Origin of the sequence: Comamonas jiangduensis (genome assembly GCF_030162955.1) — a bacterium.
In the GTDB taxonomy this organism is placed as follows: domain Bacteria; phylum Pseudomonadota; class Gammaproteobacteria; order Burkholderiales; family Burkholderiaceae_C; genus Comamonas; species Comamonas jiangduensis.
In genome coordinates this window covers 148,528-168,393 of record NZ_JARXOV010000005.1, presented here as the reverse complement: position 1 = coordinate 168,393, position 19,866 = coordinate 148,528, and the positions used below count along the sequence as shown (strand labels likewise).

At 58.7% G+C, this 19,866-nt stretch carries 13 protein-coding genes; 2 read left to right on the top strand and 11 right to left on the bottom strand.

Annotated elements, in window-relative coordinates; genetic code table 11:
• Positions 1–85: 85 nt before the first annotated feature.
• The 6 genes from QEP12_RS06165 to QEP12_RS06140 form a co-directional block, all read right to left on the bottom strand.
• Positions 86–496: a hypothetical protein gene (locus QEP12_RS06165; RefSeq protein WP_174864243.1), complete on the bottom strand. Its 411-nt coding sequence runs from the start codon at positions 494–496 to the stop codon at positions 86–88.
• The gene (locus tag QEP12_RS06160) at positions 493–2,547 is read right to left on the bottom strand and encodes an integrase (protein WP_284213691.1); all 2,055 of its coding nucleotides are present in this window, start codon (positions 2,545–2,547) and stop codon (positions 493–495) included. The genes QEP12_RS06165 and QEP12_RS06160 overlap by 4 nt, the downstream gene beginning before the upstream one ends.
• Positions 2,544–4,091, bottom strand: coding sequence for a site-specific integrase (locus QEP12_RS06155; RefSeq protein ID WP_284213690.1), 1,548 nt, complete (start codon positions 4,089–4,091; stop codon positions 2,544–2,546). Before QEP12_RS06155 ends, QEP12_RS06160 begins: the two co-directional genes overlap by 4 nt.
• A complete protein-coding gene (locus tag QEP12_RS06150) occupies positions 4,088–5,371 on the bottom strand; it encodes a tyrosine-type recombinase/integrase (protein WP_284213689.1) in 1,284 nt (427 codons plus the stop codon). The genes QEP12_RS06155 and QEP12_RS06150 overlap by 4 nt, the downstream gene beginning before the upstream one ends.
• Positions 5,372–5,498: 127 nt before the next feature.
• A complete protein-coding gene (gene ssb / locus QEP12_RS06145) occupies positions 5,499–6,059 on the bottom strand; it encodes a single-stranded DNA-binding protein (RefSeq protein ID WP_219163171.1) in 561 nt (186 codons plus the stop codon).
• 292 nt (positions 6,060–6,351) lie between these two features.
• Entirely contained in the window at positions 6,352–7,527 is a 1,176-nt protein-coding gene (locus QEP12_RS06140; RefSeq protein ID WP_284213719.1) for an MFS transporter, read from the bottom strand.
• Between the two features lie 305 nt (positions 7,528–7,832).
• Between QEP12_RS06140 and uvrA the strand changes: the two genes are divergently transcribed.
• Positions 7,833–10,763 (top strand): excinuclease ABC subunit UvrA, encoded by a 2,931-nt coding sequence (gene uvrA, locus QEP12_RS06135; protein ID WP_284213718.1) that lies wholly within the window; start codon positions 7,833–7,835, stop codon positions 10,761–10,763.
• Positions 10,764–10,919: 156 nt separating this feature from the next.
• Here uvrA and QEP12_RS06130 read toward each other — a convergent pair whose 3' ends face one another.
• A complete protein-coding gene (locus QEP12_RS06130) occupies positions 10,920–12,902 on the bottom strand; it encodes a methyl-accepting chemotaxis protein (protein ID WP_284213688.1) in 1,983 nt (660 codons plus the stop codon).
• Between the two features lie 245 nt (positions 12,903–13,147).
• On the opposite strand from QEP12_RS06130, the gene QEP12_RS06125 reads away from it, so the two are divergent.
• Complete coding sequence (locus tag QEP12_RS06125) at positions 13,148–14,290, top strand: NAD(P)/FAD-dependent oxidoreductase (RefSeq protein ID WP_284213687.1); 1,143 nt, start codon at positions 13,148–13,150, stop codon at positions 14,288–14,290.
• 159 nt (positions 14,291–14,449) lie between these two features.
• Here the strand turns inward: QEP12_RS06125 and QEP12_RS06120 are convergent, their stop codons facing one another.
• The 4 genes from QEP12_RS06120 to QEP12_RS06105 all read right to left on the bottom strand — a co-directional run bounded on the left by QEP12_RS06120 (position 14,450) and on the right by QEP12_RS06105 (position 19,774).
• Complete coding sequence (locus QEP12_RS06120) at positions 14,450–15,430, bottom strand: Bug family tripartite tricarboxylate transporter substrate binding protein (protein WP_174863298.1); 981 nt, start codon at positions 15,428–15,430, stop codon at positions 14,450–14,452.
• A gap of 243 nt (positions 15,431–15,673) precedes the next feature.
• Positions 15,674–16,738, bottom strand: a complete 1,065-nt coding sequence (fba, locus tag QEP12_RS06115; protein WP_284213686.1) for a class II fructose-bisphosphate aldolase — start codon at positions 16,736–16,738, stop codon at positions 15,674–15,676.
• Positions 16,739–16,893: 155 nt separating this feature from the next.
• Positions 16,894–18,330: a pyruvate kinase gene (gene pyk, locus QEP12_RS06110; RefSeq protein WP_284213717.1), complete on the bottom strand. Its 1,437-nt coding sequence runs from the start codon at positions 18,328–18,330 to the stop codon at positions 16,894–16,896.
• A 67-nt stretch (positions 18,331–18,397) separates the two neighbouring features.
• Positions 18,398–19,774 carry an aminopeptidase P N-terminal domain-containing protein gene (locus QEP12_RS06105; RefSeq protein WP_174863295.1) on the bottom strand — a complete coding sequence of 459 codons (1,377 nt, stop codon included), beginning with the start codon at positions 19,772–19,774 and terminating at the stop codon, positions 18,398–18,400.
• Between the last annotated feature and the right edge of the window lie 92 nt (positions 19,775–19,866).

The window sequence follows — 19,866 nt, the reverse complement described above, 5'->3', positions numbered from 1 at the left end:
TCCATCATTTCTTAGCTCCTTCTCTACATTTAGATAGGAGTTAAGAACTCAATTTTTTAGTGGGTCGGTCACTTTTTTACACGCCCTACCGTCGATTCACATCGGGCAGCGGAGAGTTAAGGAATGCCTCCTCAAGGCCTCTCATGTTGGCGTTATAGGCCCATCGTGCAAACTGTTCTAAAAGCCGGTTGTTCTCAGCTTCTATACGCTGCACCTGTGCTTCTAAGCGCTCTATTTTTTCAAGCGCAGCCTGCATTTCTGGCGTAGAAGCTAGTTTCTGTGGACGGTCACTATCTGCAGATAGAGCTTTCTTACGCAGTTCAAAAGCATCTTGAATCCGAGGATGCTTGTGTAATGCTTGGCGTGTATAGCGTGCGAAGAGATGTCTCTCCACCGCCTCAATAAGCAAGTCCCAAGTCAGTTTTCCCGACCATCCATCAAGGATGCCAACAATCTTGGTGATATCCTCATCAGATAAATTCTTTGCTCTTCTCATATATTGCTTTTTGACTCTTCAACGGTCCACTGCAACAAGCCCTGCTCCTTGACACGGCTTTCAATAGCTTTGCGAGCTTCTACCGCATGCTGAAGCCGAGAAGCGGGTTTGATGTGCGTGAGACGAATAAGAGCACCCTTCGGAACTTTAGGGTCGTCAAGAATAGCGACGAGTTCAGAAAGCCGGTCATACGTCAACTGCTGATGCTGGACCCATCGGGATGCACCATAAATTTGTTCGTTCTCCGCTGCTCGTGCTTCCGACAAGAGGTACGCCGTTTCTTCGTGCTTAGCCCGCGTATTAGCCTCACCAAACTTATCCCCTTTGATGCAAATTTGTTCGTTGCAATTGATGCAGTCTTGGTGCAGAGAACAAGGGGACATCACGAAGTCATGCACGCACATACCAAAGTCTGTCGTATGAGCAGCCTGAATTCCCATTTCCTTGAACTTCTCACGAGGAACGAGGCTGATGCGCACCTGAGGGGTCAACTCAGTCGAGGATTGCTTTTTTGCATCTTCCCTTATTTCACTGAGGCGTGCTTGGACGTCTCGGTCAGAGACGTGGTTATAAACGGCGTTCTGCCTAATATCTTTACGACCTGACCATTTAGCGATATCGAGCTCGCTCATTCCGCCAGCTTGTGCAAGCGTGTTTAAGTAATGACGAAACTGGTGTGTGCGAATGACAACCGGAGAACCATCGGCCTCAAAGAAGCCTAAATTCTCAAAGACAGACTTAAATCCGTGCTTAGAGCGATTGCCCAGACCTGTAGAGATAAATCCTTGGTTCAGCGCCTCGATGATTCCTCGGAATGCGCCCTTAACCTTGTGCAATTCATTACGACGTGTGATACAAAGCGCCTGACTAAATCGCAACCCACGGTCAACGTCCAGCCAAGGGAAGCCCTCAGGCAAAGCCTTCAGCACCGCCGCTTCGACATCCGAAAACTTTGCGAAAAGTTTTTTTCCTCGAATCTCGGTAAGTACGTTGTTATCGACACACCACTGCCTCGGTCCTGTTCGAGGAGGTGTTTCAACGAATAACACTTCACCGAGCTCCGCCATGGAAAGGTCTTTACCCCTTAGATGCTCCAAATGCGATGGAAGGAAAATCGAAGTGGGATTCTCCTCGTACCAAAGCGCTACGGCTCGAGCTTCACGAGAGGCTATATCTAGCCTTCTAATGGCTTCTTGTACCACTGAAGACATTGAAGGAACGACCGGTTTTACCATTGGTTCTGCTCCTTTGGATGGCCAGAACCGCAAGCCGTAAGCAGCTTCTCCATCAGGCTTTTTACTGTGCACTTCGCACTGCGCTCGCAGGGCTAGCACTTCATTGACCCTGTCTGGAGCTGAGCACATGATTGCAGACACCGCCGTAACGACTAAGTCAGCAGGCTCAGTTGCAGCTCGAAACGCTCTTGCCAAACAGTCGAGTGCAAAGGGTGAAGGTAGTTTGTCTTGCCGAGCCGCGTCAAATTCCTCACCCACTCGCCCACCCACCTCAGCTGGACGGCATAGCGAATTAGCCCAGCGCAGCGGAACAGCAGATAAACGGTTGTCATCCATGAAAGACGCAAGCATTTCGAGCTGTTGGCCGTTACGATACCCCGCAGATTCACTGTACTTAGCTTGAATAAGCTGGGCCGCTCTATTTAGCGTTCCCGTATCAACGCAGGCTGGATTGGATATACCTCGCTCTGCTAAAGCGGCACCCAACGCGCGAATAGCAGCAATACGAGAGCCCGTGGACTTTGTCGGTTTAAACCCATGCTGGTACCGAAAGTATGCCTTTGCAAATGCACCATATGGCTCGGGCAAAGGGCCAGGATTTTTGTCGTTAGCAGTTTCCCAAGAACTGAAAACTACACGAACAGCATTTGTCTTACCTTTGAGATTCACGTATTTGCTAATGTCCCACGACATCTTTTCGAACTCTAGGTCAGCGCCAAATATGGTCAGTTCGTCTCTGCAAAGAGATACAAAGGCGGCCAAGTTTTGCTCAGCACTCAACTCTCGCCGGGGTTTGAAGAGAACGATATTGGTCATTGAATCCCACCCTCATTGTTTTCTGAAGGAAGAAGTTTGAGTTTGGCCTCGTTGCATGCCTGAATCACTGCTGCTACCGCGAAGATAGTCCTGTCGTTGATAGAAGCAATGCGCTTATCTGCGACTTTCAGTTGCTTGTCGCGCTGCTGCAAAAGATGCTGCAGCACTGCCTCATGAGGACCATCTATCCAAGCTTCAAAGCTTGAGCATGTGTAGCAGGCAATCGGGGCGCTAAAGCCACAGAAACCATGTTTGCCACAGTCACCCATTGGGGCTCTGCTGCGGTCGACCCGTAAATCAATGATGCGCCGTGAGCTATCTTCGGCGAGACCATCCACCAACGTTCCTGCAAATGCTTGTGCTAGAGGCGCCATCTCCATTGCAATGGCCCTGTCGATACGTTCGATGATGGCAGGCGAGTTAGCAGAATACACACCCACGTTTTGTGTATCTTCATGGTCTAGAAGACGAGCAATAATTAATGGACCATATCCTTCTTCCGCCGCTCTAGTACCGATAGTTCGACGAAAGCGAGTGGCACTGATATTGATTGCCTTACCAGTTCGTTCTGAAATAACGCCAAGACTGTCAAATACGTGCGCAGTGATTTGACCAATATCATTAGCAGTTCTATGAAATTCGAAGCCTGGTGACCTTCGTACAATCCGCGAAATTGGGAATAAGGGAGCTTGAGTCGGGTCAGGTAGTATTGATTCAAATTTAGCTCGAACGGTTTCAGCGTATTCAACGAGAATTTCGCCAAATTGCTCGTTAAGAGGGCGCTTTACCAATCTAGCTCGAGGCGAAGTAGTACCTTTCTTTGCACTCGGCATCAGTATTGAATACTTAGGCGTACCATCGATATCTTGATTCAACTGGACATCGCAAACTTTCAGAGCCGCATGCTGCGTGTTTCGCTGCCCCAACAGAACATATAACCACGACAGTACATAATCTGCCATGCTCATGGCACCGCAAGCATAAGCATTGTTCAATGCTGCATTAAGTGCTTCTGTTTCTATGTGCGTTAACGGTCCATCATTGACGTCCCATGTAAGCACAGCGACACCCTTAGCATTCCCCTCAACGCGTAGTTGCTTGAGCAGCAATTCCGCATCATCGTCGACTCCTGGGTACCCCAATTTCTTCCACTTTCTTAAAAATCCTGCGAAAGTTCCGAGGTACCAAGCTGTCGACTCAGTTAATCCTGCTCTGTAATTGAGCAAGTCCACCGCACTAATTCTCGAAATCTCATGATTTGAAGCTCGAAGGAAATGCTGAAGCCGCTGAAACATATTCTTTAGATGGTCCGGCGAGCGGTTCTCCGCATACCACGACAGTACACGCTTTGCATATTCCCGAAAAGACTTGGATGAGTTTGTAAGTTTGGTGAAATCCAGGTAAGTATTGTGCACACCATCTTGGTATGCCCAGATATCAGCTGCTGCATCAAATGAGACACCGGATTTCGTGGTTATCAGTGGCAGTAGGGGCAGTTGTGAGAATTCGTTGCGCTCTTCAGCAGCAAGAGAATTGAGCATCATGAGGTCTTTTTCTTTTTAGAGGTGAATGCCTTAGCTTGCATTGCAAGAGAAGCTTCATTGGATTTCCGTTGCACATGTCTCTTTGTATATGTAGCGGCCATCTTGGAGTTGGGCGACCAGCCCATTGCTTGGCGCCGCATTTTTTCCTCTTCCTCAGGAGGCACACCACGTTCATCCATAAGTGCTGAGAAATCGTCATTCCATGTATGACGGAGAACGTGAGGTGAAAGGTCGTCGGGCAGTCCAGGTATCTTGCCTCTCAGTTCCCGAAAGAGTTTGTTGAGAGCTGGCTGCGATAGTGGCAACCCCGTTCCTGTCGCAACGAATAGATAAGGGTGCCGACGAGCACCTTTGATTTTGGACCTTAGTCCGATGAGGTAAGCCCTTGTGAGCTCAGACAACTCTGGACCAAGTGCTAGTAAGCGGCTCCTTGTCTTGACCAACGGAGCGTTCTTACGCACTTCCTCTGGATTATCAGGACGCCGAACTACAGCCACTTCTCCAGCGCGAAGATTGACGTCTTGCACATAAATGCTGAGCAGTTCGCCATTACGAACACCGAGGAAAAGCAGCCACAGGAAGATGAGCTGGTTGCGAGCTCGCACATGCTTATTTGTCCACGGATTTTCAGGACTATCAGGCTCAATGACTTCGAGTATTCGAGCTCTGACTTTAGGACTAACTCCTTGACGGCCACTAGACTCAAAGTCCCGCTCAGGGATGCGTTCATTGATATTGCCGATTACGACCTGAGCAGCTTCATTTAATGCTTCATAGTGTTTGTGATTTACGTCCAGCTTCAATCGTCGACCTGAAACGAGCCATCCGATGTAATTGCGTATATATATGAGTCGAATAGTCTTCGTTTCCGAATTAACCCCTTTAGGCCCCTTGCTTACAGAACGCTTGGTCACCCTCTTAAACGAAGCCACCCTAGCAGTCTTCTTCTCAGTAGTTTGCGTTTCTAGCAAAGCGTCTAGCTCTTCTTGTCGCAGTGCAGCCAACTTCACAAGTGCTTCAATTTCCGCTAAAGATAGGAGCCGACCCTTCAACATCCGTTCGTTGAGGTCGATACCAAGATAGCTAAAAATCTGATGAGCAACCATGACAGCTCTTGCTGCTTGCTCCAGCGTATTGGCTGCTAAGTTAGTTGCACGGAGAGTTGTCAGGATGAACAACGTAGGGTCCCAAAGAGGCAAACCCGTCTCTTTGCTCAACAGAAGCGGCAGCCGCTCACCAGACTCAAGCTTTATGGTCTTAACACGATAACCAGCTGCCATGTTTACACTTTTAAAAAGTATTCAATAAACGCATTCTAATCAAAAGCACAAAAAATGTTAACAATAAAAAAAGACCCGTGAATATTAGCTCACAGGCCTTTTGTTAACGAATCAGGAAAGGTGACCTCTAGAAGGGGATGTCGTCATCCATATCGTCAAAGCCCGACGCAGCACGCTGGGGAGGTGGCGCCATGGGTGCAGGGGCCGCCGCGGGCGGTGCCATGCGCTGGGCAGGCGCTGGGCGCGCTGCGGGGGCGGGTGCCTGGCGGCGGGGCGCTTCGTAGCCACCGCTGTCGCCATAACCGGCGTCATCGCCGTAGCCTTGGTTTTGCTGGCCGCCGCCCATACCCTGGCGGCTGCCCAGCATTTGCATGCTGTCGGCACGGATTTCGGTGGCGTAACGCTCTTGACCGGTGGCTTGGTCGGTCCACTTGCGGGTGCGCAGGCTGCCTTCTACATAGACTTGGCTGCCCTTGCGCAGGTATTGACCCACGATCTCGGCCAGACGGCCGTTGAACACCACGCGGTGCCACTCGGTGGATTCTTTGTTCTCACCGGTATTTTTGTCGCGCCAGCGGTCGGTGGTGGCGATGGTGACGTTGGCCACCTGATCCCCGCTGGGGAAGGTGCGCATTTCAGGGTCGCGACCCAGATTGCCAACGATGATGACTTTATTGACGGATGCCATGGTGAAAAATCCTGTGCTGGTAGTTCAGGCGATAAAGGGGAGGCCCCGAACCAAATCAAGTGAGTACAGCCCCTCCGACAGGCCGCAGGAGAGGCAGCTTAACGCATGTTTTCAGGCCCTGCACGCCGATTGAGTTTGAACGGGCTCCCCGCATGCAGCGCGTGGTGCTGGAGCGACGGATGACTAAAAAACAATAGCTGATAGCGCTCTTATTTCAACAACTTCAAGGCGCTTTTATCTTGAAGTTATTTATTTGCAAGCGCTGGCAGCTATGGTTTTTGGGGTTTTTGAATTATCCGTGGCGCCCCACCGGGCGCAGCGGCCAAGTCAGCACCAGCCACAGCACCATCAGCCCCGTGGTGGCGGTAAACAGCGCAGGCATGCCGCCCCATTTGGCCAGCACGCCGCCCAAAAAGCCCCCGGCAAACAGGCCCAGCGACTGCAGCGTGTTGTAGGCCCCCAGAGCCGCGCCCCGCAAATGGGTGGGCGCCATGCGCGAGACCAGGCTGGGCTGGCTGGCTTCCAGCACGTTAAAGCCGACAAAGAACAAGAACATCAGCACGCCCATCAGCGCCAGCGGGGGCTGGCTGCTGGCCTGCGCCACAGCACCCAGACCGATTTGCACCACCAGCACCAGGCCGATAGCGCCGAGCAGCGCGGCGCGCAGCTTGCCTTTGCGCTCCATGGAAAACAGCCCGCCCATGGCCACAAACGACAGCACGACTGCGGGCAAATACAGCTTCCAGTGCCCGTCTTTGGCCAGCCCGGCAGACACCAGCAAGGCTGGCACCGCCACCCACATGGCCATTTGCACGGTGTGCAAGATGAAAACCCCGGCATTCAACCGCAGCAAGTCCTTGTGCTGCAGCAACTCTGCCGGGCGGCCACGCGGGGCGTTGCTTTGTTGCGCAGGCTCAGCAGGCACCACCCACAGCACCACCGCAATGCCAGCCAGCGCCAGGGCAAACGTCAGCCCGAAAATGCCTGACAGCCCCACCCATGCCGCCAGCAGGGGGCTGAGCACCAATGCCAGTGCAAACATCAAGCCGATGGAGCCGCCCACCATGGCCATGGCCTTGGTGCGCACGCTGTCGCGGGTCAAATCGGAGATCAACGCCGTCACGGCGGCCGACACGGCGCCCGCACCTTGCAGGGCGCGGCCCACCATCAGCCCGGTCAGCGAATCTGCCAGCGCGGCCACCAGACTGCCAATCGCAAACACCGCCAGCCCGCCCACGATGATGCGCTTGCGCCCCCAGCGGTCGGACGCCATGCCCAGCGGCAGCTGGAACACGGCCTGCGTCAGCCCGTACAGCCCCATCGCCAGCCCCACCATGGCGGCATCGTTGCCGCCGGGGTACTTGCTGGCCTCCAGGGCAAACACCGGCAGCACCAAAAACAGCCCCAGCATGCGCAGCGCAAAAATCAACGCCAAGCTGCCGCTGGCGCGCAGCTCTTGCGAGGTCATCGTGCTGCTGGCCGCAGCTTGGGGGGTGGCAGAAAGGGATTCGTTGTGGGCTTGGGACACGCGCTAAACCAAGAAGGGGACGGCACAAAAAAGCCGCACGGGGCGGCTTGCGAGACCGAGCACGCCCGGTCTGCAGCAAGCCCTTATTGTCGGTGATTGGGCGCAGCGCTGCTACACATGCGCTGGGCCAAGTGTCTATGATGGATGATTTTTCCCTTACACCTCGCTCCTTCGTGACTGCAGCTTCGACACCTTCCCTGCCAGCAGATGCGCCAGACACCACAGGGCGCTACCTGGGCCAAGCCATGGGGCATCCGCGCATCAGCATTCGCGGCGCTCGCACGCACAACCTCAAGAACATTGATCTGGACATTCCCCGCAACCAGCTGGTGGTGATCACCGGCTTGTCGGGTTCCGGCAAGTCCAGTCTGGCGTTTGACACGCTGTATGCCGAAGGCCAGCGGCGCTACGTGGAAAGCCTCTCGGCCTACGCGCGCCAGTTTCTGGGGCAGCTGGACAAGCCCGATGTCGATTTGATTGAGGGCCTCTCCCCCGCGATTGCGATCGAGCAAAAGGCTGCCAGTCACAACCCGCGCTCCACCGTGGGCACGATCACCGAGATCAACGACTACCTGCGTCTGCTGTTTGCCCGCGCCGGTACGCCCTACTGCCCCGAACACGACCTGCCCCTGCAGGCCCAGACCATCAGCCAGATGGTAGATGCCGTGCTGGCCATGCCAGAAGGCTGCAAGCTGATGCTGCTGGCCCCCGTGGCACGCAGCCGCAAAGGCGACTTTGCCGACCTGTTTGCGCAAATGCAGGCGCAAGGCTATATCCGCTTTCGCATCAACGGCAATGTGGTGGATGCGGCGGATTTGCAACCGCTGGACAAGCACCAAAAGCACGACATTGACGTGGTGGTGGACCGCATCAAGGTGCGCCCTGATCTGCACCAGCGCTTGGCCGAAAGCCTGGAAGCAGCCCTGCGCATTGGGGGCGAAGCCGCCAGCGGCCGGGTGCTGGCCGTGGACATGGATTCGGGCCAAGAGCACGTCTTCAGCAGCCGCTTTGCCTGCCCACTGTGCACCTATTCGCTGGAAGAGCTGGAGCCGCGTCTGTTTTCCTTCAACTCGCCCATGGGCGCCTGCCCCACCTGCGATGGACTGGGGGTGAGCGATGATTTCGACCCCGACAAGGTCGTGCCTTTCCCCTCGATCAGCGTGGCCAATGGCGCCATCCACGGTTGGGACCGCCGCAACAGCACCTATTTCACCCTGCTGCAAAGCATTGCCCAGCACTACGGCCAAGATGTAGAGGCCCCGTTTGAAAGCTGGCCAGCGGCGGTACAAAAAGTGGTGCTCTGGGGCTCTGGCAGTGAAAAAATTGCCTTCACCTACGAAGGCGATGGCAAACCCACGGTGGTCGAACATGTGTTTGAAGGCGTGATTCCCAACATGGCGCGCCGCCTGCGTGAGACCGACTCGCAAATCATCCGCGATGATTTGGCCCGCCTGCGCAGCACGCGCTGCTGCCCCGACTGCCAGGGCACACGGCTGCGCCGCGAAGCGCGCTTTGTGCGCGTGGGTGAAGGGGCGCAATCGCGTGCCATCTACCAAGTCAACGCGAGCACCTTGGCGCAGGCGCACCAATGGTTCACCACGCTGAAACTGCAAGGCAACAAAGCCGATATTGCCGAGAAGGTGGTGCACGAGATCGCCGCGCGCCTGCGCTTTTTGCTGGATGTGGGCCTGAACTATTTGAGCCTGGACCGCAGCGCGGACACGCTGTCGGGGGGGGAGTCGCAACGCATTCGCCTGGCCAGCCAAATTGGCAGTGGCCTGACGGGCGTGATGTATGTGCTGGACGAACCCAGCATTGGTCTGCACCAGCGCGACAACGACCGCCTGATTGCCACGCTGCAGCACCTGCGCAACATTGGCAACAGCGTGATCGTGGTGGAACACGACGAAGACATGATGCGCGCCGCAGACTGCCTGATCGACATGGGCCCCGGCGCGGGGGTGCATGGCGGCCAAGTCATGGCCATGGGCACGTTCGAGGCGGTGAAAGCCAACCCACAATCGCCCACGGGCCAGTATCTGAGTGGCGCCAAATGCATTGCGGTGCCCCCAAAGCGCACGCCCTGGCTGCCCGTGAAAGTGGAGGATGCCAGCGCCCAGCCCGCAGGCGGCTTTCCGTCGGTGCCCGGCACTGCAGCCGCAACCCACCACCACGCCCTGCAAAGCCTGCGTGTGGTGGGGGCCAGCGGCCACAACCTGCAATCGGTGACGGTGGAATTCCCCGTGGGCCTGCTGACCTGTGTGACCGGGGTGTCTGGCTCGGGCAAATCCACCCTGGTCAATGACACGCTGTACGCCGAAGTTGCCCGCCAGCTGCACCGCGCAGGCACGGAACCGGCGCCCTTCCAGGCCTTGGAAGGGCTGCAGTACTTCGACAAAGTCATCAACGTCGACCAGGCGCCGATTGGCCGTACACCGCGCAGCAATCCAGCCACCTACACCGGCTTGTTTGCCCCCATCCGTGAACTGTTCACCGAGACCAGCACCGCCCGCGAGCGCGGCTACGGCCCCGGGCGTTTTAGCTTTAACGTGGCCGGCGGCCGCTGCGAGGCCTGCCAGGGCGACGGCATGATCAAGGTAGAAATGCACTTTCTGCCCGATGTTTATGTGCCTTGCGACATCTGCCACGGCAAGCGCTACAACCGCGAAACGCTGCAAGTGCAGTGGAAGGGCAGGAACATTGCCGATGTGCTGGGCATGACCGTGGAAGACGCCCACGCCTTTTTCAAAGACGTGCCCAGCATTGCGCGCAAGCTGCAAACGCTGCTGGATGTGGGACTGGGCTATATCCGCCTGGGGCAAAGCGCCACCACGCTCTCGGGCGGTGAAGCCCAGCGCGTGAAACTGGCGCAAGAGCTGTCCAAACGCGACACCGGCCGCACGCTCTACATCTTGGACGAGCCCACCACCGGCCTGCACTTTGCCGATGTGGAGCTGCTGCTCAAAGTGCTGCACCAGCTGCGCGATGCCGGCAACACCATCGTGGTGATTGAGCACAACCTCGACGTGATCAAAACCGCCGACTGGATCATCGACATGGGCCCCGAAGGCGGCGCAGGCGGTGGCTACGTGGTCACCACCGGCACCCCTGAGCAGGTGGCGGCCCATCCAGACAGCCACACGGGCCACTACCTCAAGAGCTATTTAAAGCGTTAGGCTTTTATAAAATCAAGAGCAGGCAGCGCTTGCATTGAAAGGTTTTCCGCATGTTTTGGCTTGCAATGGCTGATACAACCTGCGCTAGCCGCTCTCATTAACGAGAACCCACGTAGATTGCCGCGCCACAAAAAAGGAGCCCTGTGGCTCCTTTTTTTATCGCTGCGCTGCGCCGGAAGATCGGCCACGCACGGCGTCGCTGGCTGCACTGCCCTCCCAGCGGAAGAGCGAAACGGCGCGCACCAGCTCCTGCCCTTGCAGGTTCAGGCTGTTGGCGGCCGCCGCCATTTCTTCGACCAAGGCTGCGTTTTGCTGCGTGGCATGGTCCATTTGCGTGACCGCTTCGCCCACCTGCGCCACCCCGTTGGCCTGCTCCTGACTGGCGCTGCTGATGGCCGACATGATGTCGTTGACCTTCTGGATCGCCGTCACCACATCGTCCATGGTATGGCCGGCTTTTTGCACCAGCACATTGCCCTCACCCACCCGCGAGACGCTGGTGTCGATCAGGTGCTTGATCTGCTTGGCCGCCTCGGCGCTGCGCTGCGCCAGCGAGCGCACTTCGCTGGCCACCACGGCAAAGCCGCGGCCCTGCTCACCCGCCCGCGCAGCTTCCACGGCGGCGTTGAGCGCCAGGATGTTGGTCTGGAAGGCAATCCCATCGATCACGCTGATGATGTCGGCAATCTGGCGGCTGCTGTCGTTGATGCCCTGCATGGTCTGCACCACCTGGGCCACCACATCGCCGCCCTGCACCGCCACATCGCGCGCCGCGCCGGCCAGCAGGCTGGCTTCGCGGGCGTTGTCGGCGTTGTTGCGCACCGTGGCGCTGAGCTGCTCCATGGACGCAGCGGTTTCTTCGAGCGCGCTGGCCTGCTGTTCGGTGCGGCCCGACAGATCCATATTGCCTTGGGCAATCTCCGCGCTGGCCAGCGCCACGCTGTCGGCGCCGCTGCGCACCTGCGCCACCATGGGGCGCAGGTGCGCCCGCATGGCGTACTGGGCCTGCAGCAACTCGCCCACTTCGTTGCTGCCCACGGGGCTGTCGCTCCCACTCAAATCACCTTCCGAAACCGCTTGCGCCAGTTGCACGGCTTGCCGCAAGGGCACGGTGACAGAGCGCACAAATGCCAGCGCCAAGCCCAAGGCCAGCAGCAGCGCCAGGGCCATCAGTGCCAGCACGGTGATGAGCTGCTGGCGGTGCGCCCGCTCTTCGTCACGCAGCGATTGAGCCAGTAGTGCAGAGCCATCGGCCACCAGCGCATTGACGGCCTCAATGGTGCGTGTGAGCGTGTCAAAGAAGAGGGGGGCGGCCAGCGTCAGCTCAGGCGCTTCAATCAGTTGCTCCTTGGCCATTTGGAGGCTCTCATTCGTCAATGCGGCCACCTGCTTGACCTGCGGCGCCATGCGCGTGTGAAAGTCTGCGTTCAACTCCATGGCGCGCTGGATGGAGTAGCCCGCTGCGGCCTGTACCTCCACCACGCGGCGCTGCAGCGCCCGCAGCGCACCGCGGTTTTCAGGGGGTAACTGGCCCTGGGCCAAAAAGCCTGCACCCTGGCCGCGCAGCAAGCCCAGGTTTTCTGTCAGCTGCGGGGCCTGCATCATCACGGCCTGGATCAGCGCCTGGTTGTCGGCATGCGGGGTGGTGCTCAGGCTGTAGGCGTGCAGCAGCTCCTCATTCAGATGCAGCAGCTGGCCCACCAGCTGGGTGTGCTGCGCCATGCTTTGGGGCGCGGCAATGCTGCGGCTGTCCACGGCTTTTTCCAGGCTTTGCCAGTTTGTCACCAGCTGCTGCAGTTGCTGCTGCAAGGCGCTGGGCGCCTCGGCCTCACGCAGCGCGGCCTGGGCTTGGTTCAAATGCTGATTCACGGCATCGCGGATCGCAGGCCGACGCGCAGCCATGGTGCTGTCGCCGCCCAGCATGGCGGCGGAGGTGCCGCGGTGCACCTGCAGGCGTTGCACGACAGCATTGACGGCCATCAGCGAGGGCATGCCCAGGGCTTCCTGGCGCGCCTGGCGCAACTCCGTCAGCACATCCTCGACGTACAAAGCGAGTGGAATAGCGGTCATCACCAAAGCGATCAGACCCAGAATAGAGAACTTGTGCGCCAAGCGCAGCCGATGGAGCCAATGTGTCATGCAAAGCGTGCGGCGGTGGCGGCGGTTGCAAACCAGCCAACGCCCCAGGTAACGGAATGTAGTGCTTCTCAGTATGGGCTTTGCGCTTTGTTTGAGGAACTTCCAATGCGCCAATGCAGGGGCAATTGCGCCCAAGGCTTGACCCATATCAAGCAACCATCTACCCCCTCAGCGCGCGTTCCCCCACACGCAAGCCCCGCTGGGGGGTGTAAGGTTTCACACTGGATTGATCCGAAAGATACAAGATGACTGATACGACATGGGATGTGGTGGTGGTGGGTGCGGGCATGGCCGGTGCTTCGGTGGGCTGGCAACTGGCGCAAGCCGGGCAGCGCGTGCTGCTGCTGGAGCGCGAGAGCCAGCCGGGCTATCACACCACCGGGCGTTCGGCCGCCCTGTTTGAAGAGCACTACGGCCCCGAGCAAGTGCAGGCGCTGACACGCGCCAGCCGGGCGTTTTATGAGCACCCGCCGACAGGGTTTGTGGACACGCCCATCCTGCATCCGCGCGGCGTGATGTATGTGGGCACAGCGGCGCACAAGTCGCTGATTGACGCCGCTTACGCCGAGGCCGTGGAGCACTCGCCCGATGCCCAGCGCCTGGACGGCGAGGCCTTGCGCACCATTGTGCCGGTGCTCAATGCCAGCATCGTGGATGGCTTTGTGGACGATGGCGCACGCGACATCGATGTGAACGCCCTGCACCAAGGCTTTTTGCGCGGCCTGCGCCATGCCCATGGCGAGCTGTGGTGCAACGCGGAAGTGACCGCACTCACGCACGACGGCAACACCCGCAGCTGGACCATTACCTTGGCCGATGGCCGCAGCGTCCAGACCGCCATCGTGGTGAATGCGGCCGGCGCCTGGGCCGATGGAATTGGCGAGCTGGCCGGAGCCCGCGCCATTGGCCTGGTGCCGGCACGCCGCAGCGCCTTCACCTTTGCCGTGCCCGAAGGCATGGATGCCACGCACTGGCCCGCCGTCATCAGCGCAGACGAAAGCTTTTACTTCAAGCCCGATGCAGGCCAGTTGCTGGGCAGCCCCGCCAATGCCGATGCCACCTACCCGCACGATGTGCAACCCGAAGAGGAAGACATTGCCACCGGCATCTGGAACATTGAGCAAGCCACCACGCTGCAGATTCGCCGCCCCTCCCACACCTGGGCGGGCCTGCGCTCGTTTGTGGCCGATGGCGAGATGGTGATTGGCTGGGATGACAGCGTGCCCAATCTGTTTTGGGTGGCGGCGCAAGGCGGCTACGGCATCCAAAGTGCTGCGGCTTACAGCCTGCTGGCGCGCAACCTGCTGCTGGACGAGCCCATCGACGAAAGCCTGCTGGACCAGGGCGTGAGGCTGGAAGCACTCGAGCCGGTGCGGCTGCAAAAATAAGAGCTTGTTGCGCTTACAAAATAAAGATTTCAGATAGAAAATGATCTAAAACCCTTGTTTGACAAGCACCAGCAGCTATGGTTTGCGCAGACCACAAAAAAGCCCGCAAGGCCAGAACCTTGCGGGCTTTTGACATCAGAGATGCAGGCGAGGGAGCGTTTACAGCTCGATCTTCGCCACGTCGATGATCTTCTTGTACTTGGCGATTTCGCCGTTGATGTACTTGCCAGCATCGGTCTTGCTGTCCATCACCGCAGCGCCCGCGTCTTCCATCTTCTTGCGGAACTCCGGCGCAGCCATGGTCTTGTCCAGTGCCGTCTTGAGCTTGGCGGCAATAGGCGCAGGCAAGTTCGCTGGCGCCATCATGGCAAACCACGAGTTGATGTCCACGTTCTTGAACTCAGGCGTTTCTGCCAGTGCAGGAATATCCGGGGTCGCTGCGTAGCGCTTGGCTTCGGTCGTGCCGATGGGCGTGACCTTGCCAGCCTTGATCAGCGGCAGGCCCGAGGACAGCACGAAAATGCCGTATTCGATGTTGTTGCCCAGCACGTCGTTGGTCAACGCAGGCACGCCGCGGTAAGGCACGTGCTGCATCTCGATCTTGCCCTGGTCCTTCATCATCTCGCCAGCCAGGTGCAGCGCAGTGCCGACCCCTGAGGAGCCGTAGCTGAACTTGGCAGGATTGGCCTTGACCGCCGCCACAAATTCCTTGGTGTTCTTCACGCCAGCCTTGGCCGATGCCACCAGCACCATTGGCTGCGAAGCCACCATGCCGATGGGCGTGAAGTCAGAGATCTTGTATTTGATGGACTTGTTGATCTGGTTGGCAATGGCGATTTCGTTGTTCGCGCCCACCAGCAAGGTGTAGCCATCGGGCTTGGCATTGGCCACCTTTTGCGCGCCAATTGCACCACCTGCGCCGCCGAGGTTTTCCACCACCACGGTTTGGCCCAGATGCTTTTCAATTTCATTGGCCACCAGACGGCCCACCAAGTCGGTCGAGCCACCTGCGGGGTAACCCACCACGATGGTGACAGGCTTGTTAGGGTAGGACGCAGCATCATCTGCCAATGCGGTACCGGTTGCCAGCAGGGCTGCACCGCAAGCAATCAGCGTGCGACGAAGAATGGTTGTGCTCATAAAAGTTCCTTGTTGCTGCGATTGTGAACAACTTTCCACGGAGTTTGCATGAAGATATGCAATATTGACATGCCGAACCAGCAAGACCCTCCTCCAGATATTTGTTGCAAAAGTTAACAATCTCACGTAAAGGGCAGAGCGATTTCGCCGCTGCGAGCATAAAAAAACCCGCACGGTATCACCATGCGGGTTTTCTTCCAGCACCCGGCAAGCCGCAAGGCGGCAGCGGGGTCAGGCAGGCAATTACTTCACCAGTTGGGCCAGCTCGCCTGCCGCGTACTTCTTGGCCATTTGCTCCAGGCTGTAGCCCTTGATCTTGGCAGCCTGACCTTCGCAACCGAATTCCAGATAGCGCGCCTTGCACACTTGCTTGGCCGCTTCACGCGCGGGCTTGAGCCATTCGCGGGCGTCAAACTTGTCGGGGTTCTCGGCCAAGAACTTGCGCACCGCGCCCGTCATCGCCAGGCGGATGTCGGTGTCAATGTTCACCTTGCGCACGCCGTGCTTGATAGCTTCCTGAATTTCCGACACGGGCACGCCGTAGGTTTCCTTCATCTTGCCGCCGTACTGGTTGATGATGGCCAGCAACTCTTGGGGCACCGAAGAAGAGCCGTGCATCACCAAGTGGGTGTTGGGGATGCGGGCGTGGATTTCCTTAACGCGCTGGATGGACAGAATGTCACCGGTAGGGGGGCGGCTGAACTTGTACGCGCCGTGGCTGGTGCCAATGGCAATCGCCAAAGCGTCCAGCTGGGTTTCGCGCACAAACACGGCGGCTTCTTCGGGGTCGGTCAGCATCTGGCTGTGGTCCAGCTTGCCCACGGCACCAATGCCGTCTTCTTCGCCCGCATCGCCGGTTTCCAGGTTGCCCAGGCAGCCCAGCTCGCCTTCCACGGTGGCGCCGATGGCGTGGGCCATGGCCACCACTTGCTTGGTCACGTCCACGTTGTATTCAAAAGACGAAGGCGTCTTGCCATCGCCCATCAACGAGCCGTCCATCATCACCGAGCCAAAGCCCAAGGCCAGCGCGCCGCGGCACACCTCGGGGGTGGTGCCGTGGTCTTGGTGCATCACCAGGGGGATGTGGGGGTACATCTCGGCAGCAGCCTGAATCAGGTGCTTGATGAAAGGCTCACCGGCGTACTTACGGGCACCGGCGGAAGCCTGCAAGATCACGGGTGCGCCGACTTCGTCTGCCGCCGACATCACGGCCTGAACTTGTTCCAGGTTGTTGACGTTAAAGGCGGGGATGCCATAGCCGTTTTCAGCGGCATGGTCGAGCATTTCACGCATCGAGATCAGAGGCATGGTCGTGGTCCGGTAAGGGTTGAGCTAAAAATTTTTGTGCGGTGGTAACCGCATGGTAACTGGCGATTTTAACCGCCCATGCCCGGCCTGGCGATGACGTGTGGCAATCGCCTTGGCAGCCGGCACGATTGCAGGCCTTTGCAGACTGTGGTTTTTTACTGCACGCGGCAAATTTGCAGCATGTTGGAGCCCCCGGGCTGGCCCATGGGCTCACCGCAGGTGATGGCATACACATCGCCGGACTGCACAATGCCGCGCATGCGCAAATGGCCTTCAGCCTGCACCAAGGCTTTGTCACGCTCTGCGCTGGTGTCCATCAGCAGGGGGCGCACATTGCGGTACAGCGCCATTTTGCGCTGGGTGCTGATATTGGGGGTCAGTGCGTAAATCGGGGTGTGAATGCGGTGGCGGCTCATCCACAGCGCGGTCGAGCCACTTTCCGTCATGGCCACAATCGCTTTGGCACCCAGTTTGTTTGCCGTGAACAGCGCGCCCAGTGCAATCGCCTGGTCAATGCGGGTGAATTCACGCTCGCCAAACTGCGCATCCTGACGGCGGTCTTCAGCGGCTTCGGCAGCGGCGCAAATTTTGGCCATCTCGCGCACGGTTTCCAGCGGGTATTTGCCGGCGGCGGTTTCGGCGCTCAGCATCACGGCGTCGGTGCCGTCCAGCACCGCATTGGCCACGTCGCTCACCTCGGCGCGCGTGGGCACGGGGTTGGTGATCATGCTCTCCATCATCTGCGTGGCAGTGATGACCACCTTGTCCATCTCACGCGCCATGCGGATCATTTTCTTTTGCAGCGCAGGCACAGCCGCATTGCCCACTTCCACGGCCAAGTCACCGCGCGCGACCATGATGCCGTCGGAGGCCTTCAAGATTTCTTCGAGGCGAGGAATGGCCTCCGCACGCTCAATTTTGGCAATCAGCCCTGGGCGGTGCTGGCCGGGCGCGCAGGCCACGGTGCACAGCTGGCGCGCCATTTCCATGTCGGTCGCGTTTTTGGGGAAACTCACCGCCACATAGTCGGCGCCCAGCGCCATGGCGGTCTTGATGTCTTCCATGTCCTTGGCGGTCAGCGCAGGCGCAGTCAGGCCGCCACCTTGTTTGTTGATGCCCTTGTTATTGGACAGCTCACCGCCAATCGTCACCGTGGTGTGCACGGCAGCGCCCAGTACGCGGTCCACCGTGAGCACGATCAGCCCGTCGTTGAGCAGCAGCACATCCCCGGATTTGACATCGCGCGGCAGTTCTTTGTAGTCCAGGCCGACACCTTGAAAATCGCCCAGCTCGGTGCGCGAGGCATCCAGCACAAACGGCGCGCCCTCTTCCAGCATCACCTTGCCTTCGGCAAACTTGCCGACGCGGATCTTGGGGCCTTGCAGGTCGGCCATGATGGCCACTTCACGGCCGGCCATCACGCCCGCTTCGCGCACCGCTTTGGCGCGGTCGATATGGTCTTGCGCGGTGCCGTGGCTGAAGTTCAGGCGCACCACGTTCACCCCGGTGGCAATCATTTTTGCCAGCAGTTGCACGTCGCTGGATGCAGGGCCCAAGGTCGCCACAATCTTGGTGGCGCGGCGGATATACAGGTCTTGCAAGCTCATACTTTCCTTTGTTGACTGGCGTTCCAACATTGCAGTTTTGCAGTTGCAACGTTCAGCGCATTAACGCTTCAATTTCAGCGGCCTCTACAGGCACATCGCGGGTAATCAGCTCACACCCCGTCTCGGTCACCACGGCGTCGTCTTCAATGCGAATGCCGATGTGGTGGAACTGCTCGGGCACACCGGGCGCCGGGCGCACGTAGATGCCGGGCTCGATGGTGGTCACCATGCCGGGGCGCAAGATGCGGCTGGGGCGGGTGATGACCTCGCCCGACAAGGGGTCTGTGCGTGTGCTGCTGTGGGCCAGCTCGCTCATCTCCACATAGCTGCCGCAGTCGTGCACATCCATGCCCAGCCAGTGGCCCGTGCGGTGCATGTAGAACTGGAAGTAGGCACGCTGGGCGATCACGTCCTGCGCATTGCCGTACTTGGATTTGTCCAGCAGCCCGACATCCAGCATGCCTTGCGCCAGCACCGCCACGGTGGCGTCGTGCGGGTCGTTGAAGCGGTTGCCGGCCTTGGTGGCCGCAATCGCGGCTTTCTGGCTCTCCAGCACCAAGTCATACAGCGCACGCTGCGGGCCGGTGAAGCGGCCATCGGCCGGGAAGGTGCGGGTGATGTCACTGGCATAGCCTTCCAGCTCGCACCCCGCATCAATCAACACCAGATCACCGCTGCGCACCGGCGCTTTGTCGGCGCGGTAGTGCAGCACGCAGGCGTTCGGCCCAGCGGCGACGATGGAGTCATAGGCCACGCCTTCGGCCCCGCCTTGGCGAAATTCATGCAGCAGTTCGGCATCCAGGTGGTATTCGCGGCAGTCTTGCCCCGCACGCAGCATGCGTGCGCTGCGCTGCATGGCGCGGATGTGGGCCCGGGCGCTGATCTGCCCCGCGCGGCGCATGATGGCCAGTTCGTGCGCGTCTTTGATCAGACGCATTTCGTCCAGCAGCGTGCAGACATCACCTTGCTGACTGGGGCACAGCGCCCCGGCACGGGTGCGGGCGCGCACGCTGCCCAGCCAGCCTTCCACGCGGGCAGCCCAGCCTTCGTGCGTGGCAAACGGCCACCAGACGGTGGCCTGGTTTTCCAGCAAGCGGGGCAGGCGCTGGTCGATCTCATCCCACGAAAACGCCTCGCTCATGCCCAACGTGGCCACGGCCGCTTGCGGGCCCAGGCGGTAGCCGTCCCAAATTTCGCGCTCCAGGTCTTTGGGCTGGCAAAACAAGGTGCTGCTGCCGTCGGCCTTGAGTACCAGGCAGGCGTGGGGCTCCGTAAAGCCGGTCAGGTAATAAAAATAGCTGTCGTGGCGAAACAGATAGCTGTTGTCGCGGTTACGGCCACGCTCTGCAGCCGTGGGAATGATGGCGATTCCGCCATCGCCCAATTGGGCAGCCAGACGGGCGCGGCGTTGTGCGTAAACAGAGGTCATAGCAGCTATCGTAGCGCCGCTGTGAGGCACTGCGCCGCACAGGGCCTGCGAGAGCCTGCTGACCAAGGGTCATCAAGCCCTTGCGTGGGCCG

Bases quoted from the DNA above. Each gene is read 5' to 3' on its own strand.
- QEP12_RS06105 (WP_174863295.1), bottom strand. From the start codon at position 19,774: ATGACCTCTGTTTACGCACAACGCCGCGCCCGTCTGGCTGCCCAATTG.
- QEP12_RS06155 (WP_284213690.1), bottom strand. From the start codon at position 4,091: ATGATGCTCAATTCTCTTGCTGCTGAAGAGCGCAACGAATTCTCACAA.
- QEP12_RS06160 (WP_284213691.1), bottom strand. From the start codon at position 2,547: ATGACCAATATCGTTCTCTTCAAACCCCGGCGAGAGTTGAGTGCTGAG.
- ssb (WP_219163171.1), bottom strand. From the start codon at position 6,059: ATGGCATCCGTCAATAAAGTCATCATCGTTGGCAATCTGGGTCGCGAC.
- QEP12_RS06165 (WP_174864243.1), bottom strand. From the start codon at position 496: ATGAGAAGAGCAAAGAATTTATCTGATGAGGATATCACCAAGATTGTT.
- QEP12_RS06140 (WP_284213719.1), bottom strand. From the start codon at position 7,527: ATGACCTCGCAAGAGCTGCGCGCCAGCGGCAGCTTGGCGTTGATTTTT.
- QEP12_RS06125 (WP_284213687.1), top strand. From the start codon at position 13,148: ATGACTGATACGACATGGGATGTGGTGGTGGTGGGTGCGGGCATGGCC.
- uvrA (WP_284213718.1), top strand. From the start codon at position 7,833: ATGGGGCATCCGCGCATCAGCATTCGCGGCGCTCGCACGCACAACCTC.
- QEP12_RS06150 (WP_284213689.1), bottom strand. From the start codon at position 5,371: ATGGCAGCTGGTTATCGTGTTAAGACCATAAAGCTTGAGTCTGGTGAG.
- fba (WP_284213686.1), bottom strand. From the start codon at position 16,738: ATGCCTCTGATCTCGATGCGTGAAATGCTCGACCATGCCGCTGAAAAC.
- QEP12_RS06120 (WP_174863298.1), bottom strand. From the start codon at position 15,430: ATGAGCACAACCATTCTTCGTCGCACGCTGATTGCTTGCGGTGCAGCC.
- QEP12_RS06130 (WP_284213688.1), bottom strand. From the start codon at position 12,902: ATGACACATTGGCTCCATCGGCTGCGCTTGGCGCACAAGTTCTCTATT.